Here is a 15,557-nt window from a genome sequence, read left to right on the forward strand (position 1 = left end):
TTACTTTTGAATAGGGAGTTAGGTCAATACTAAGTTCGTTCCATTGCGCTACAGACACTTGCTTTCCGCGGGGAGGGATGTGAGCCTCCTCGGCTTCGCCTGTGGGGTCTCACACTTCCCTCTATCTCCCGCAGGAGTCAAGTGTCTTCCGCTCCATTCCACTATCCTAATACTTCAAGGTAACAACCTTTATAAAATAAAATTATCTAAAGAACAACTCTTTCATCAACGCTGTAAAGAATATATTACCTAGTGCTACTGGTAATAGTACCTTCCAGCCGAATTCCATTAATTGGTCTGCTCGTAAACGTGGGAATGTGTAACGAATCCACATGAGTAGGAAGACAATAAACATAAACTTTAGTGAGAACCAGATTGCGCCTGGAATAAAGCTTAGGAATTCAAATGGAGGTAACCATCCACCCAGGAATAGAACTGTTGTTAAAGCTGCCATTGCGAATAGATATACATATTCCGCAAGCATGAAGAATGCCCAACGGAAACCTGAATACTCAACATGGAAACCAGCAACTAGTTCAGATTCTGCTTCTGGTAAATCGAATGGTGTACGGTTAAGCTCGGCAACCGACGCGATGAAGAACACCACAAATGCTACAGGTTGAAGTAGGATAAACCACATTGTTTCTCCCTGTGCTGCGACGATTTCATTCAAATTTAAACTTCCTGATAATAGAATTACTCCAATTACAGACATAACTAATGGAATCTCATATGAGATCATCTGAGCGGCAGCACGCATTCCACCCATTAAGGCATATTTATTATTAGACGCCCATCCACCTGTTACAATCCCAATTGTCGTGATACCTGAGACAGCAACATAATAAAGTAGCCCTACGCCTATATCTGCAAACTGAAAAGACTCTGTAAAGGGAATCGTAGCAAGCACCATAAAGGCAGGTGTAAACGCGATTACAGGTGCTAGGATAAACAATGGTCGATCAGCTAGCTTTGGAATGGTATCTTCCTTTAAAAGTAATTTCAAAACGTCAGCAATAGTCTGAAGTAATCCCCATCTACCACCAACCTGATTGGGTCCAATACGTCCTTGCATAAAGGCCATCGTCTTTCTTTCCGCCAAAATGCCGTAGGTAACAAAACCTAGTACTACCATTAAAAATGCCGTTGCTAATCCGAAAAAGATTAGAAAGTTAGTTAGACTTGGGGATGACTGTAATAAGCCTTCAATCATTATCCGTCAACCTCCCCAAGTACGATATCAATTCCACCTAGAATGGCAATAAGGTTGGCCATGTTTTCTCCCTCAAGAAGTTTAGGTAGGATTTGCAGATTATAGAATGATGGTCTTCTAAACTTCAAACGATATGGTTCCTTTTTTCCATCACTTGATATATAACATCCAATCTCTCCACGTGGTGATTCAATACGTACAAATGCTTCACCTTTTGGAGCTTTAATGATCTTTGGTACCTTCGCCATAATTTCGCCTTCAGCTGGAAATTGTTCAACTGCTTGCTCTACTATTTTAAGAGATTCTTCAATTTCCTCCATACGGCAATGATAACGAGACCAGCAATCTCCCTCTTCTCTTACAGGGATATCGAACTTAAAGCGGTCATAGATGGAGTATGGCTCATCCTTACGAAGATCCCACTTCACACCTGTACTACGTAGGTTTGCACCGCTTAGTGAATAAGCAATAGCTTCTTCTTTTGTATAAGTTCCTACACCCTTAACACGAGACATGAAAATTTCATTTCCAGTGACAAGGTCATGATATCCAGCAAGTTGCTTTCTCATATAAGGAACGAAGTCTTGAACCTTCTCAATCCAGCCTTCAGGAGCGTCCCACTTTACTCCCCCTACACGCATGTAGTTAAACGTTAGTCGTGCACCTGAAAGTTCATTTAACAGATTAATAATCATTTCACGCTCTCTAAAAGCATACAAGAATGGACTAACTGCACCAATGTCTAATAAATATGTACCATACCAAACTAGATGGCTAGCAATACGTCCTAATTCCATAGCAAGAACACGTAAATACTCCGCTCTTTCTGGGATTTCAAGACCCATCATCGTTTCAACTGCGTGGCAGATCACATAGTTATTCGTCATGGCAGATAAGTAGTCCAGACGGTCTGTATAAGGAATGATTTGTGTATACTGTAGATCCTCAGCTAGCTTCTCTGTACCTCGGTGCAAGTACCCAATTACTGGAGTAGCTTCAATAATGGTTTCGCCATCTATTTTTAGTACGATCCGGAAAACTCCATGTGTACTAGGATGCTGTGGACCTACGTTCAGTAGCATTTCCTCTGTTCGAATCAATGACTACACCTCCACATCGTACGGTTCATAGTCTTTTCTTAATGGGTGTCCGACCCAATCATCTGGTAGCATAATTCGTGTTAAGTTAGGGTGATTTTTGAAGATAATACCTAATAGGTCATAAGCTTCTCGTTCTGGCCAATTTGCACCCTTCCATAAATTAGCTAAAGAGTCTGTAACAGGCTCATCGCGGTCAATTTTCACCTTTAACGCAAGTGATTGACGATTTTTATAAGAGTAGAAATGGACATACATTTCCATATGAGTTACATAATCTGTACCATGTAACTCTGATAAATAATCAAAGCTTAATTGCTCATTATACTTCAAAAATTCCGCAACTTTGTAATACATATCAGTTTTAGCAATAATAGTAGGAACATCCTTAGAAAGTGTATTAATATAAGAATCTTCTAACACATCACCAAGATGTTCTTTGATAACCTTTACATATTTATCTAAATATGGCTGATTAGGAGAAGGCTTTTGTTCTTCAGCTTTTTCTTCGGTATCTCCTGCTTTTCCTGCCTTTGCCCTTGCGGCTGCAGCGGCGGCTGCCTTTGCTTTTGCGGCTGCAATTGCCTTTGCTTTTTCATCATCACCTGCAGCACCACCTGCTGAAGTTCCGGCTGCTTTAGCTTTTGCCGCTGCTGCTGCCTTTGCTTTTGCGGCTGCAATCGCCTTTGCTTTCGCTTTTGCTTCATCATCGTCTGTGGAATCAGCAGTTGCTTCATTACCTTGTTTTGCAATCGCAGCTGCCTTGGCCTTTGCAGCCGCTGCTGCTTTGGCCTTAGCTACTGCTGCAGCCTTTTTCTTAGCAAGATCAGCGTCATCCTCAGAGTCACTCTCCGTAGCTGCCTCAGCTTGTTGCTTTTCTGCTAATCGCTTTTGTGCTGCTTCTTTTGCCTTTTGTGCAGCTTCTCTTTTAAGCTCTTCCTTTGTCTTTTCAGCTGGGGCTTCATTTACTTCTTCACCTTCAGCTTCAGCTTTTTTCTCTGCTAACTTTTTAAGGGCTGCTTCTTTTGCTTTCTGAGCTGCTTCCTTTTTTAGTTCTTCTTTTGTTTTTTCAGCAGGAGTTTCCTCTTCGCGGTCAGACTCTGCCTGAGCTTTTTTCTCAGCTAGACGCTTTTGTGCTGCTTCCTTCGCCTTCTGAGCCGCTTCTCTTTTTAATTCTTCTTTTGTTTTTTCAGAAGGGGCTTCGCTTGTCACTTCCCCTTCAGCTTCAGCCTTTTTCTCAGCCAGCTTCTTTAAAGCAGCTTCCTTAGCTTTCTGAGCTGCTTCCTTTTTTAACTCTTCTTTTGTTTTTTCAGCAGGCGCAGGTTCTTCCCCTGACTCTGCTTGAGCTTTTTTCTCAGCTAAACGGCGCATCGCTTCTTCCTTTGCCTTTTCGGCTGCTTCACGTTTTTGCTGTTCAAGGCTCTTTTCATCACTCATCGACTAGTCACCTGCTTCCCAGTCTTTGCTTCATAACGAATCTTTTCCTTCAATTTATTAATTCCATAAATTAAAGCAGCAGGATTTGGAGGACATCCAGGAATATAGACATCTACAGGAACAATTTGGTCTACCCCTTTTACAACAGCATATGATTTCACATATGGACCGCCAGCAGTAGCACAAGATCCCATAGCAATTACCCATTTAGGTTCTGGCATTTGATCATATAAACGCTTTAAAACTGGTGCCATTTTTTTCGTAACCGTACCTGAGACGATCATAACGTCAGATTGACGTGGTGATGTACGGAAGAATGATCCAAAGCGATCTAAGTCATAATGGGATGAACCTACTCCCATCATTTCGATGGCACAGCAAGCTAGACCAAAGGTTAATGGCCATAGTGAATTACTTCTTGCCCAAGCCTTTAGCTCTTCAAGTGTTGACATAAATACATTTCGTTGTAGCTCTTCCATTTCTTCAGGTGTAATATTCTCTAGTTTTAAATCCATTTCAGCACACCCTTCTTCCACGCATAAATTAACCCAATTAATAACATTACTACAAATATAAGCATTTCAATAAGTGCAAAAATCCCTAAGCTCTCATAAGCAACTGCCCATGGATAAAGAAAGACCGTTTCCACATCAAAGATAACAAACATTAACGCAAATATATAATATCGTACATTAAACTGAACTCTCGCATCATGGAAAGGCTCAATTCCACTTTCATACGTTGTTGCCTTTGCTTCACTAGGTTTATACGGACGTAATATACGACCGGCCGTTAATGCAACAACAGGTAAAATGACACCTAATATTAAGAAAATCAAAACAATAAGGTAATTATTCTGGTATAAATTTAATAACTCCATCTTGATCGCCTCCTTTTTCCCCTAACCTTTTCCATCTCTGATTCATATCATTTTCATATTTCTTCCTTGTAACCGTAAACATTATATCATTTACACATATGTGTGTCGATAAACCTTAAGGATAAGTTTGCAAAAACGGAGCAGGTCAGTGATTACCATAAAACCAGGATGGATTAGAAAGGGTACAAAATAGCAATAGGAAATATTAAAGTAGCAAAAAGCCTTAGGCATTTAACACCTAAGGCTTCTAATTTATATACGTCCCGTGACTTTTAAACGGTTCATTGCACGTTGTAAAGCTAGTTCAGCACGACGTACGTCTGTATTAGCATCTTTGTCTTGTAATCGACGTTCAGCACGTTGTTTAGCAGCTTCAGCACGAGCAACATCAATATCTGTTCCGCGTTCAGCTGATTGAGCTAGAACTGTTACTTTATCAGGGCGAACTTCTAGAAATCCACCTGTAACAGCAACAAGATCAGTACTCGCTTCTTTTTTAAGTCGCACTGTACCGATTGCAAGTGGGGCTACCATTGGGATATGTCCTGGCAAAATACCAAGCTCACCACTTTGCGCTTTCGTGCTAACCATTTCTACATCGGATTCATAGACGGGGCCATCAGGAGTCACTACACTGACTTTGATTGTCTTCATATCATAAACCTCCTATGTCCCTTTTATTATACTTCGACACCCATTGATTTAGCTTTTTCAATTACCTCTTCAATTCTTCCTACTAGACGGAAAGCATCTTCTGGTAGGTGGTCGTATTTGCCGTCTAAAATCTCTCTAAATCCTTTTACTGTTTCCTTTACAGGAACATAAGAACCTTTTTGTCCTGTAAATTGCTCAGCAACGTGGAAGTTTTGAGATAAATAGAACTGGATACGACGAGCACGGTGAACAACTAACTTATCTTCGTCAGAAAGCTCATCCATACCTAGAATTGCGATAATATCTTGTAACTCTTTATAGCGTTGTAATGTAGATTGTACTTGACGAGCAACATTATAATGCTCATCTCCTACGATTTCAGGTGCAAGTGCACGTGAAGTAGAAGCAAGTGGATCTACCGCAGGGTAAATACCCATCTCTGAAAGCTTACGCTCAAGGTTAGTTGTTGCATCTAAGTGAGCGAAAGTTGTTGCAGGAGCTGGATCCGTATAGTCATCGGCAGGTACATAGATCGCTTGGATTGAAGTGATTGAACCTTTGTTTGTCGATGTAATACGTTCTTGTAATTGACCCATTTCAGTAGCAAGAGTTGGTTGGTAACCTACCGCTGAAGGCATACGACCTAATAGGGCAGAAACCTCTGAACCTGCTTGTGTAAAACGGAAGATGTTATCAATGAAGAATAATACGTCTTGACCTTGGTCATCACGGAAGAATTCTGCCATTGTTAATCCAGTTAACGCTACACGCATACGTGCTCCAGGAGGCTCGTTCATTTGTCCGAATACCATCGCTGTTTTCTTAATAACTCCAGAATCACTCATCTCGTGGTAAAGGTCATTTCCTTCACGAGTACGCTCACCAACACCAGCGAATACCGAAATACCACCGTGCTCTTGAGCGATGTTGTTGATTAATTCCTGGATTAGAACTGTTTTACCTACTCCGGCACCACCGAATAGTCCAATCTTACCACCCTTGATATAAGGAGCAAGTAAGTCAACTACTTTAATACCAGTTTCAAGAATTTCAACCTCTGTTGAAAGTTCTTCAAATGTAGGAGCTAGTCTGTGAATTGAATCACGACGTGCACCTGCAGGTAGTGCTTCATCAAGGTCGATGTTTTCTCCTAATACGTTAAATACACGACCTAGTGTTACATCTCCAACTGGAACTGAAATTGGAGCTCCAGTGTCAGTTACCTCTATACCACGAACAACTCCATCAGTAGAAGCCATTGCAATTGTACGAACCGTATCGTCACCTAGGTGAAGAGCTACTTCAAGTGTTAAGTTGATCGCAACTTCGTTTTCACCTGCTGCCGCATGGCTAATTGTAAGGGCGTTATAAATTTCAGGAAGATGTCCAGATTCAAACTGTACGTCTACAACAGGACCCATAACTTGGGTAACGCGTCCTTTTGTCATCGTTTTCCCTCCTATCTTACTAATAAGACTCTCTCGAAGTCTAAGCTTGGTTACTTTAGATTAGTGTTTTACTAACACCAGTCTGTTTCCAAGCACTTGATTTATGTTTATTGTTGTTGAGCCGCAGCTCCACCAACGATTTCGGAAATTTCTTGTGTAATAGCTGCCTGACGAGCACGATTGTACTTTAATGTAAGGTTATTAATTAACTCTTTAGCATTATCAGTAGCACTCTTCATTGCTGTCATACGAGCCGCATGCTCACTTGCTTTTCCATCTAATAGCGAACCATAAATTAAGCTTTCTGCATATTGCGGAAGTAAAACTTCTAGAATATCCACTTGGGAAGGTTCAAATTCATAAGAAGTTAGCTTATTTGAAGTTGTCGCTATATCTGTTAAAGGAAGAAGTTTCTTCTCGGTAACCTGATGTTCAATGGCACTTACAAAATGGTTATAGTATAAGTAGATCTCATCAAATGTTTCATCAGCAAACATTCCAACTGCTTTATTTGCAATATCTTTAATATCTGCAAATGAAGGTTGATCACCTAAACCAGTGATTTCAGACGCTACTGTTACTCCACGCTTCTTAAAAAAGTTTAGACCAATCTTCCCGATTGCAATAACAGCGAATTCATCATTAGACTTATGACGTTTTTGCATCATCTGATAAGCTGCACGAATGATATTACTGTTATATGCTCCTGCTAAACCACGATCAGAAGTGATAACGATATACCCCGTTCTCTTAACTGGTCTTGTTTGTAGCATCGGGTGAGTGATATCAGTTGTGCCCGTAGATACACTTGCAACAACCTCTTGAATCTTTTCCATATAAGGAACAAATGCTTTTGCACTGTTTTCAGCTCGGTTTAACTTTGAGGCTGATACCATCTGCATGGCTTTTGTAATCTGACTTGTCTTCTTAGTTGAATTTATTCTCGACTTTATGTCACGTAAGGATGCCAAAGGTTTTCACCACCTTTTTTTTAATACCTAAAGCATTATTTGTACAATGTCGTTACACCGTACAGTAAAGTGGCCAAGCAGCAATTTATGCTGCTTAGCATGATCTATTACTCAGAAACAACAAATGTTTTCTTAAAGTCGTTAATCGCCTTAGCAAAGTCCTCATCGCTTGGTAGATCTTTAGTTGTTACGATGTGGTTAAGAAGATCTTTATGGTTGTGTTCTAACCATGTTAAATATTCTTCTTCAAAGCGAGTGATGTCACCAACAGGGATACTGTCTAAGAATCCACGTGTTAACGCATAAAGAATAGCAACTTGCTTTTCTACTTTTAGTGGCTTATTTAAGCCTTGCTTTAATACTTCAACTGTACGAGCACCACGGTTTAGTTTTGCTTGAGTAGCTTTATCAAGATCAGAACCGAACTGAGCGAATGCTTCTAGTTCACGGTATGCAGCAAGGTCTAGACGTAGTGTACCAGAAACCTTCTTCATTGCCTTAATCTGTGCAGATCCCCCTACACGAGATACGGATAAACCAGCGTTGATCGCAGGACGTACTCCTGAGAAGAATAAGTCTGATTGTAAGAAGATTTGTCCATCTGTGATAGAGATAACGTTTGTTGGGATATAAGCAGAGATATCTCCAGCTTGTGTTTCAACAAACGGTAGAGCTGTAATTGAACCTGCGCCTTTAGCGTCAGAAAGCTTAGCTGCACGCTCTAAAAGACGTGAATGCAAGTAGAATACATCCCCTGGATATGCTTCACGACCTGGAGGACGCTTTAATAGTAATGATAGCTCACGGTATGCAGCCGCTTGCTTAGATAGATCATCATATACGATTAAAACATGCTTACCACTGTGCATGAATTCTTCAGCCATTGTTACACCAGCAAGTGGAGCTAGGTATAATAATGGAGCTGGTTGTGATGCAGATGCAGTTACAACGATTGAGTAATCTAATGCACCATTTTTACGAAGAGTTTCAACAACTCCACGAACTGTTGATTCTTTTTGACCAATTGCAACATATATACAAATCATGTTTTGGTCTCTTTGGTTTAGAATCGTATCGATCGCAACAGCAGTTTTACCTGTTTGACGGTCACCGATTACTAATTCACGTTGTCCACGTCCAACTGGGATTAGGGCATCGATCGCCTTGATTCCTGTTTGAAGTGGTTCATGAACTGATTTACGATCCATAACACCAGGAGCTGGACTTTCAATTGGACGAGTTTTAGAAGTTTCAATTGGACCTAAACCATCTACTGGTTGACCAAGTGAATTAACTACACGACCAATTAAAGCTTCACCTACTGGTACTTCCATGATACGGCCTGTACGACGTACTTCGTCACCTTCACGGATTTCCTTGTAAGGTCCTAAAATAACGATACCTACGTTGTTATCTTCTAGGTTTTGTGCCATACCCATGACACCGTTTGAAAATTCTACAAGTTCTCCAGCCATGACATTGTCGAGGCCATGAGCACGAGCGATACCATCCCCAACTTGGATAACAGTACCAACATCATTTACTTCAATTTCAGACTGATAGTTTTCAATTTGCTTTTTTATCAGCGCACTGATTTCTTCTGCTTTGATGCTCATGAATTTCACCCCTATCTCTTGTTCAATAACTCTCGTTCTACACGAGCTAATTTACTGCTAACACTTCCATCATATATACGGTTACCAACGCGAAGCTTCACTCCGCCTAATACTTTTGGATCAACAATGTTTTGAATTCTAAGTGAAGTTTTGCCAAACTTTTTAGCAAAAGCTTGCGATAACGTAGACTTTTCATCTTCAGTTAACGCTCTTACTGTATAAACTTTTGCATCCGCAATTCCTCTTGCATTGTTCGCTTCTTCAATGAAGAATTCAGCTACTTCTGGAATCACAGCTTGACGGTCACGATCTACTAGAATAAGCAAAACATTTAGTACAGGAGCTGATACATCTTTAAAGCTTTCTTTAATTAATGCTTTCTTAGTCACCCTAGTTACCTTTGGGTGATTTAAGACAGATGCTAGTTCTTTATTGCCTTCGAATACAGATTTAACTGTGTTCAGTTCATTTTCAACTTGTTCTAATATACCCTGTTCATTTGCTACTTGAAAAAGAGCGGTTGCATAGCGTTTTGCTACTCTGCCATTACTCATCGTGCTTCTCCAATGTCTTGAATGTAGTCGTTAATTAGTTTTTGTTGGTCTTGCTCGTTAAGTTCTTTTTCAATAACTTTAGAAGCAATTAGAACAGATAATGAAGCAACTTGCTCACGTAATGCAGCAATCGCTTGATCTTTTTCTTGGGCAATTTCTTTTACTGCTGAATCTTTAATTCGAGTAGCTTCGTTACGAGCTTCTAGAACAATACTATTCTTTTGCTCTTCACCAAGCTTCTTAGCATTTTCAATCAATTCTTGTGCTTCTTGACGAGATTGTTTTAACATTTCTCGTTGTTCTTCAACTAGTTTTTTAGCGTCTGCATTATTTTGTTCAGCTGATTGAATTTCGTTAGCAATTCTACTTTCACGTTCCTTCATGATGCCCATTAATGGACCAAAAGCAAATTTACGTAAAAGAGCTAATAATACTAAGAAAACTAAAAGCTGGAATATAATATCTCCCGTATTCAACTTAAACGGGCCTGCTTCAGCAGCTAAAATGAATATATCGAAATTGAACGGCACATTGTTCACTCCTTTCGAAGAGTTCGATGTTTTCAACTTGTTTATTATTTAAAGACTGAATCTTTACTATTTTACATAAAGGAATGGCGAAGATTCTCTAGTAGAGACGACTTCGCCACTATTGAACTTTTTATATGTTCAAATGATTATTATTGTCCCATTACCATGAACGCTACTACTACTGCGATGATTGGAATCGCCTCAACTAAAGCTACCCCGATGAACATTGTAGTTTGAAGTGGAGCACGTAACTCAGGTTGACGAGCAATCCCTTCAACTGTCTTACTTACGATCATCCCGTTACCAAAACCTGCACCTAATGCTGCTAAACCAATAGCAATTGCTGCTGCTAATGCACCCATTAATAATTCCTCCTTAATAATATAAACATTGTATTATTTAAAATAATTTATTTTAATGGTCATGACTCACTTTGTGTGCCATATAGACCATCGTTAACATAGTGAAGATAAATGCTTGGATTGCTCCAATAAAGATACTAAACGCTTGCCATATCATCATTGGGATAAAGGCAGCAACTGAACCTAAAATCCCTGAGAAAATACCAGTTTCATATCCTGCTACAGCCATACCAGCAAGTAGCCCTAGTAATATTTCCCCAGCAAAGATATTCCCATAAAGACGCAGACCTAACGTTAACGTATTTGAGAATTCTTCAATAATCTTAAGAGGGAATAAAAATGGCATCGGTCTAAAATAATCTTTACCATATTCCTTCGCTCCTTTTAGCTTTATTCCATAGAAATGAGATAAAGCTACAACCATCACTGCTAAAGTAAGTGTAATGATCGGATCTGCTGTTGGTGATTTCCACCATAACTCATGTGATGTTTTATCAATAATTGCAAATGGTAGTCCTATCATGTTTGCTACGAATACATACATGAGAATTGTCATCCCTAAGGTTAGGAATCTTCCACCTGTGTGCCAATCCATCGTACTATTAATGATATTCTTAACAAAATCCATAACCCATTCTATGAAGTTTTGAACTCCGGTTGGGTATAAAGTTAATGTTCGAGTAGCCATAATAGCGATGATAAACACAATAGCAGCAGTAATACTGGTCATCATAATGTTGGACCAACTAAATACTAGTCCTAAAAATTCTACAGTAGGAGTTGAATGACCCAATGTGTGTTCACCTCTTTTCCCTGCCATTTAAAAAGAATTGGATTATAATATCTATCATAATAACAATGTAACTTGTCATTAATCCCAAAATTGCTCCGGCTATATGGATATGCTCTGGATAGCGGAGTGAAATCAAAACAACTAGGGCTCCTGAGGCCAATCTTGTAAATGTTCCGATTGACGAGACACGTTTGCCTTCAGCAATCGCTTGTCCAAATCGATCAATCTTTCGTACCATAAGCCATAGATTATATAGACTTAAGGAAGTACCAAATATTAACCCTAGGAAAAACGGTTGATAGGGTGTAAAACCCCACGCAAGCACATAGATTGCCAGCAAGAAAAATATGTATTTCCTATGCCGTATGAAGATGTCTTTAATATCGGACATGTACTCATTCCCCTGAAAAAAAGTGACGGACTAATCGCAGCATTGAGTAAATGCCTGTTGCCAATCCTAGTAGAAGTCCAATGATTAGGAAAAGAGGGAATGAACCAATTGTTTGATCTAGCCATCTTCCTAGGAAAATCCCTATTAAAATCGAACCTACCAGTTGAGAAAGGATGGCTCCGTACAATGCCATCGCATGCATAGGATGCCGATTATTCCTGCTCATATATTGGCGCTCCTCCGACTACAAAAGTGAATTTTTCCATCGATAGAAAAGCTTCGAGAAACATTGATTCTATCGGTTTGTAACCCTTATCATCATACCCTTTGTAAGCATACAATAGGGTATTGTCAATGTCAACGTGTTCCTACCAAAAAGTTAATTCACCAATTTTTGTGTTTGCAAAATGTTCACATTTATTCCTTTGCTGCGATTGTCCGTTTATTACTTGTTTCCTACGAATGTTGAGTCAATATTAATAATTGTTTCAATCGTATCTTCTTTACCTTTATACTTTACAAAAACTAACCCTTTAAATGTTCCAATTACCCCAATCTCTTCCTTTGTTAGCTGCTTCTTAATAAGACCTCGCGCTATATTCTTTGTGTAATCTAAATATTTTATGAATCGTAAGGTATCAGGATCATACAAAATGATGCCAAGTTCTTCTGCCCCACCCGGTAAATAGGCTTCGTACCGATAGGTGTCCGGTGTGTCTCCTGGTCCAAATTGAAAGCCCATAATCCGAGGATAATCAGGTTCTTCAATGACAAATAGGTAAGGAAGATGAATGGGCTTACCCTGTTCATAGATGGTAAGCCACTTAGAGTAGATTCCTTCCTTTAAAATCGAAGGAGTTAAGTCTAATGAAATGCTTACTTTCTGTTTTTCCTTTGGGCCTACTTTAAAGCTTTTGGGCAAATGCCATTGCAGGCCATTTTCAGCAAATGGCTGTTCAAAGCTATACTCTTTTTCCTCCGAACTTTGGTTATCAATCGTAAGCGTGATGGTTTTCTCTGTACGAGGGTCTTCATTATGAAACATTCCAAATGAAAAGGAACCTGGGTATACTAATGTGTCAGCTTTTACAGCCTGATCAATTTGAATTCTGCCTGCTCCTTGCACAATTGGCTCATATAAATCTTTTCCTTGATTTAACCGTTTTGCCGTGTTCATTAGAGAAGCCTTAATTTGTTCAGGACTCCAATTCGGATGTGCCTGTTTAATTAGAGCGGCTGCCCCAGCAACATGAGGTGCGGCCATACTTGTTCCTTGTAAGGAAACATATCCATTCGGCACTGTACTGTTAATGGCCACACCAGGTGCTACAACATCCGGCTTTACATCCCACGTATACGTAACAGGACCTCTCGAACTGAAATCCGCCATACTATCTTCTATTTTTTTGAACTCCGTATGAATATATGGATTTACCTTTAGATTTTTTTTGATATATTCTCCGTCTTCTTTTGAAATAGACACAACAGGAATCGCAAACTCCACTTCCAATCCACCTGCAAAACTTCCATTTACATTATTATATATAACGACACCCACTGCTCCATTTTCGAGAGCATTAAAGACCTTCTCTGTGAAAGGAATTGTCCCTCGTTCCATAAGCGCTATATTACCTTTTACGTTTTCAGGAATTTCTTCGGGATAACCTTTCCCACTATCGACGAGTTTAACCTCTCTTTTATAATCCCAAGGCTGTCCTCCTTGCATAGGTGTTAATTCTATCTCTTTACCTCTAGTGCTAAAAGATAGATAAGGAACTTTTATTGGCGGAGTAGAGGCACCTACAGAGATTGCCTTAGAAGAGGTTCCCGGTGAACCAACCGTCCACATCTCCGGACCAGAGTTTCCACTTGAGGTGACGGCAACTATACCATGTTCAACCGCCTTATTTAAGGCTAAGCTAGTCGGCCAATCAGGTCCATTTACATTGTTACCAAGTGACAGGTTGATGACATCTACCTTATCCTTAATTGCCTTTTCAATAGCTGCAATTACTTGTTCAGATGTACCCATTCCACCAGGACCTAGTGCACGATAGGCAATAATCTGAGCCTTTGGTGCAACACCTTGAATCTTTCCATCTGCAGCAATAATGCCAGCTACATGCGTTCCATGCATGGTTGGCATCCCCTGGGATGCCTTTGTTTCCATTGGATCTTTATCATGATCAACTAAATCAAAGCCACCTTTAAAATTGCGATATAAATCCGGATGCGAGTAATCTACTCCGGTATCAATCACTCCAACTTTAATTCCTTCTCCTGTTAATCGGTGATTTTCAACATCTAGGTAGCTCCTAATATCCTCGGCACCTATATAAGGTACACTTTTTTCAATTGTGGCCTGATACGTATGATTAGGATATACGCTCTCCACTTCTGCTAATTCTGCTATTCTCTGAACTTCTTCCCTCTTCCCTGTCAGTGAAACCCCGTTAAAAGCTGTATCAAAAATAGAAGTTATCTTTATAGAAGAAAATTTCTTAATCTTTTTCATCAACTCTTCTTTTTTAAAAGACTCCGCTACCACAATAACCGACTCTATTTCCTCGCCGAGATCCTCCGGTACCGGGGGACGCTCCGGAAAAGTAAAGACAGAGCTTGCTCCAGTTAAAGTCGGTACTAGTAAAAAGACAAGTAAAGAAATTAATAACCATACCTTACATTTTCTAAGCATATATCCCACCTCTTTAACGTAGGGTGTGCAACATGCCAAAGTTCCATTCTTCTCTCTTGCATAAACGCAATAAAGGAGTGGGGGCCTGTCCCCCACTCCTTTACTACACTATAAAACCACTTTTATTTCGTTCCAAATAAACGGTCACCTGCATCACCTAATCCAGGAACAATGTAACCATGATCGTTAAGCATTTCATCCATTGCAGCGACGAAGATATCAACGTCTGGGTGTGCTTCTTGAACAAGCGCCACTCCTTCAGGTGCAGCAATAATACACATTAGCTTAATATTTTTAGCTCCACGCTTTTTCAATGAGTTAATTGCTTCAGCAGCAGATCCGCCAGTTGCTAGCATAGGATCTAACACAATAAAATCTCTCTCTTCCACATCGCTAGGTAACTTCACATAATATTCAACTGGTTGAAGTGTCTCCGGATCCCGATATAGTCCAACATGTCCTACCTTTGCAGCAGGAATTAACTTTAAAATCCCATCTACCATTCCAAGGCCCGCACGTAGAATTGGTATTAATCCTAGCTTTTTACCAGCAAGCATTTTCGATTTCGCAATCGCGACAGGTGTCTCGATTTCAACCTCTTCTAAAGGTAAATCACGTGTAATTTCAAAAGCCATTAAACTTGCAACTTCATCGACTAGCTCACGGAATTCCTTTGTACCTGTACGTTTATCTCTTATGTATGATAGTTTATGTTGAATTAACGGATGATCAAATACATAGACTTTACTCAAATATGTCAGCTCCCTTGGATACTTTATCCTTTTTGTTACAACCTTCATTGATTTTACAGAAAAACCTACCTAAGGGCAAGCTTCCTATTCTTATTATCTACTCTTATACAAATTTTATTTTGAATTAAAAATACCCAGAACAAAAGGCGCAAGCGCCCCGTTTA

At 39.8% G+C, this 15,557-nt stretch carries 17 protein-coding genes; all 17 read right to left on the minus strand.

Features of this window, described 5'->3' with window-relative positions:
* Nucleotides 1-202 precede the first annotated feature (202 nt).
* The 17 genes from nuoH to upp all read right to left on the minus strand — a co-directional run bounded on the left by nuoH (nucleotide 203) and on the right by upp (nucleotide 15,393).
* A complete protein-coding gene (gene nuoH / locus G4D63_RS14395; RefSeq protein ID WP_163180376.1) occupies nucleotides 203-1,213 on the minus strand; it encodes an NADH-quinone oxidoreductase subunit NuoH in 1,011 nt (336 codons plus the stop codon).
* Complete coding sequence (locus tag G4D63_RS14400) at nucleotides 1,213-2,313, minus strand: NADH-quinone oxidoreductase subunit D (RefSeq protein WP_163180377.1); 1,101 nt, start codon at nucleotides 2,311-2,313, stop codon at nucleotides 1,213-1,215. Before G4D63_RS14400 ends, nuoH begins: the two co-directional genes overlap by 1 nt.
* Before the next feature lie 3 nt (nucleotides 2,314-2,316).
* Nucleotides 2,317-3,747, minus strand: coding sequence for an NADH-quinone oxidoreductase subunit C (locus G4D63_RS14405; protein ID WP_163180378.1), 1,431 nt, complete (start codon nucleotides 3,745-3,747; stop codon nucleotides 2,317-2,319).
* A complete protein-coding gene (locus G4D63_RS14410; protein WP_163180379.1) occupies nucleotides 3,744-4,262 on the minus strand; it encodes a NuoB/complex I 20 kDa subunit family protein in 519 nt (172 codons plus the stop codon). The genes G4D63_RS14405 and G4D63_RS14410 overlap by 4 nt, the downstream gene beginning before the upstream one ends.
* Nucleotides 4,253-4,627 carry an NADH-quinone oxidoreductase subunit A gene (locus G4D63_RS14415; RefSeq protein ID WP_163180380.1) on the minus strand — a complete coding sequence of 125 codons (375 nt, stop codon included), beginning with the start codon at nucleotides 4,625-4,627 and terminating at the stop codon, nucleotides 4,253-4,255. The genes G4D63_RS14410 and G4D63_RS14415 overlap by 10 nt, the downstream gene beginning before the upstream one ends.
* Before the next feature lie 252 nt (nucleotides 4,628-4,879).
* A complete protein-coding gene (locus G4D63_RS14420) occupies nucleotides 4,880-5,281 on the minus strand; it encodes a F0F1 ATP synthase subunit epsilon (protein ID WP_163180381.1) in 402 nt (133 codons plus the stop codon).
* A 26-nt stretch (nucleotides 5,282-5,307) separates the two neighbouring features.
* Complete coding sequence (gene atpD, locus G4D63_RS14425; RefSeq protein WP_163180382.1) at nucleotides 5,308-6,729, minus strand: F0F1 ATP synthase subunit beta; 1,422 nt, start codon at nucleotides 6,727-6,729, stop codon at nucleotides 5,308-5,310.
* A gap of 107 nt (nucleotides 6,730-6,836) precedes the next feature.
* Nucleotides 6,837-7,700, minus strand: a complete 864-nt coding sequence (locus G4D63_RS14430; RefSeq protein ID WP_163180383.1) for a F0F1 ATP synthase subunit gamma — start codon at nucleotides 7,698-7,700, stop codon at nucleotides 6,837-6,839.
* Nucleotides 7,701-7,807: 107 nt separating this feature from the next.
* A complete protein-coding gene (atpA, locus tag G4D63_RS14435; protein WP_163180384.1) occupies nucleotides 7,808-9,316 on the minus strand; it encodes a F0F1 ATP synthase subunit alpha in 1,509 nt (502 codons plus the stop codon).
* An 11-nt stretch (nucleotides 9,317-9,327) separates the two neighbouring features.
* Nucleotides 9,328-9,870, minus strand: coding sequence for a F0F1 ATP synthase subunit delta (locus G4D63_RS14440; RefSeq protein WP_163180385.1), 543 nt, complete (start codon nucleotides 9,868-9,870; stop codon nucleotides 9,328-9,330).
* Nucleotides 9,867-10,400, minus strand: a complete 534-nt coding sequence (gene atpF, locus G4D63_RS14445) for a F0F1 ATP synthase subunit B (protein WP_204559154.1) — start codon at nucleotides 10,398-10,400, stop codon at nucleotides 9,867-9,869. The genes G4D63_RS14440 and atpF overlap by 4 nt, the downstream gene beginning before the upstream one ends.
* Before the next feature lie 149 nt (nucleotides 10,401-10,549).
* Complete coding sequence (gene atpE, locus G4D63_RS14450; RefSeq protein WP_163180386.1) at nucleotides 10,550-10,762, minus strand: F0F1 ATP synthase subunit C; 213 nt, start codon at nucleotides 10,760-10,762, stop codon at nucleotides 10,550-10,552.
* Between the two features lie 52 nt (nucleotides 10,763-10,814).
* Nucleotides 10,815-11,555, minus strand: coding sequence for a F0F1 ATP synthase subunit A (gene atpB, locus G4D63_RS14455; protein ID WP_163180387.1), 741 nt, complete (start codon nucleotides 11,553-11,555; stop codon nucleotides 10,815-10,817).
* A gap of 7 nt (nucleotides 11,556-11,562) precedes the next feature.
* The gene (locus G4D63_RS14460) at nucleotides 11,563-11,946 is read right to left on the minus strand and encodes an ATP synthase subunit I (RefSeq protein ID WP_163180388.1); all 384 of its coding nucleotides are present in this window, start codon (nucleotides 11,944-11,946) and stop codon (nucleotides 11,563-11,565) included.
* Between the two features lie 4 nt (nucleotides 11,947-11,950).
* Nucleotides 11,951-12,172 (minus strand): AtpZ/AtpI family protein, encoded by a 222-nt coding sequence (locus G4D63_RS14465; protein ID WP_163180389.1) that lies wholly within the window; start codon nucleotides 12,170-12,172, stop codon nucleotides 11,951-11,953.
* 219 nt (nucleotides 12,173-12,391) lie between these two features.
* The gene (locus G4D63_RS22120; protein ID WP_163180390.1) at nucleotides 12,392-14,641 is read right to left on the minus strand and encodes a S8 family serine peptidase; all 2,250 of its coding nucleotides are present in this window, start codon (nucleotides 14,639-14,641) and stop codon (nucleotides 12,392-12,394) included.
* Between the two features lie 122 nt (nucleotides 14,642-14,763).
* Nucleotides 14,764-15,393, minus strand: a complete 630-nt coding sequence (gene upp, locus G4D63_RS14475; RefSeq protein WP_163180391.1) for a uracil phosphoribosyltransferase — start codon at nucleotides 15,391-15,393, stop codon at nucleotides 14,764-14,766.
* Nucleotides 15,394-15,557 lie beyond the last annotated feature (164 nt).

This window comes from Bacillus mesophilus (genome assembly GCF_011008845.1).
Taxonomy (GTDB): Bacteria; Bacillota; Bacilli; order Bacillales; family SA4; genus Bacillus_BS; species Bacillus_BS mesophilus.

What these genes read in the sequence shown, in the direction of transcription:
- G4D63_RS14465 (WP_163180389.1), bottom strand. Translation starts at nt 12,172, where the DNA reads ATGAGCAGGAATAATCGGCATCCTATGCATGCGATGGCATTGTACGGA.
- G4D63_RS14410 (WP_163180379.1), bottom strand. Translation starts at nt 4,262, where the DNA reads ATGGATTTAAAACTAGAGAATATTACACCTGAAGAAATGGAAGAGCTA.
- nuoH (WP_163180376.1), bottom strand. Translation starts at nt 1,213, where the DNA reads ATGATTGAAGGCTTATTACAGTCATCCCCAAGTCTAACTAACTTTCTA.
- G4D63_RS22120 (WP_163180390.1), bottom strand. Translation starts at nt 14,641, where the DNA reads ATGCTTAGAAAATGTAAGGTATGGTTATTAATTTCTTTACTTGTCTTT.
- G4D63_RS14405 (WP_163180378.1), bottom strand. Translation starts at nt 3,747, where the DNA reads ATGAGTGATGAAAAGAGCCTTGAACAGCAAAAACGTGAAGCAGCCGAA.
- G4D63_RS14440 (WP_163180385.1), bottom strand. Translation starts at nt 9,870, where the DNA reads ATGAGTAATGGCAGAGTAGCAAAACGCTATGCAACCGCTCTTTTTCAA.
- atpD (WP_163180382.1), bottom strand. Translation starts at nt 6,729, where the DNA reads ATGACAAAAGGACGCGTTACCCAAGTTATGGGTCCTGTTGTAGACGTA.
- G4D63_RS14415 (WP_163180380.1), bottom strand. Translation starts at nt 4,627, where the DNA reads ATGGAGTTATTAAATTTATACCAGAATAATTACCTTATTGTTTTGATT.
- G4D63_RS14420 (WP_163180381.1), bottom strand. Translation starts at nt 5,281, where the DNA reads ATGAAGACAATCAAAGTCAGTGTAGTGACTCCTGATGGCCCCGTCTAT.
- G4D63_RS14460 (WP_163180388.1), bottom strand. Translation starts at nt 11,946, where the DNA reads ATGTCCGATATTAAAGACATCTTCATACGGCATAGGAAATACATATTT.
- atpA (WP_163180384.1), bottom strand. Translation starts at nt 9,316, where the DNA reads ATGAGCATCAAAGCAGAAGAAATCAGTGCGCTGATAAAAAAGCAAATT.
- atpE (WP_163180386.1), bottom strand. Translation starts at nt 10,762, where the DNA reads ATGGGTGCATTAGCAGCAGCAATTGCTATTGGTTTAGCAGCATTAGGT.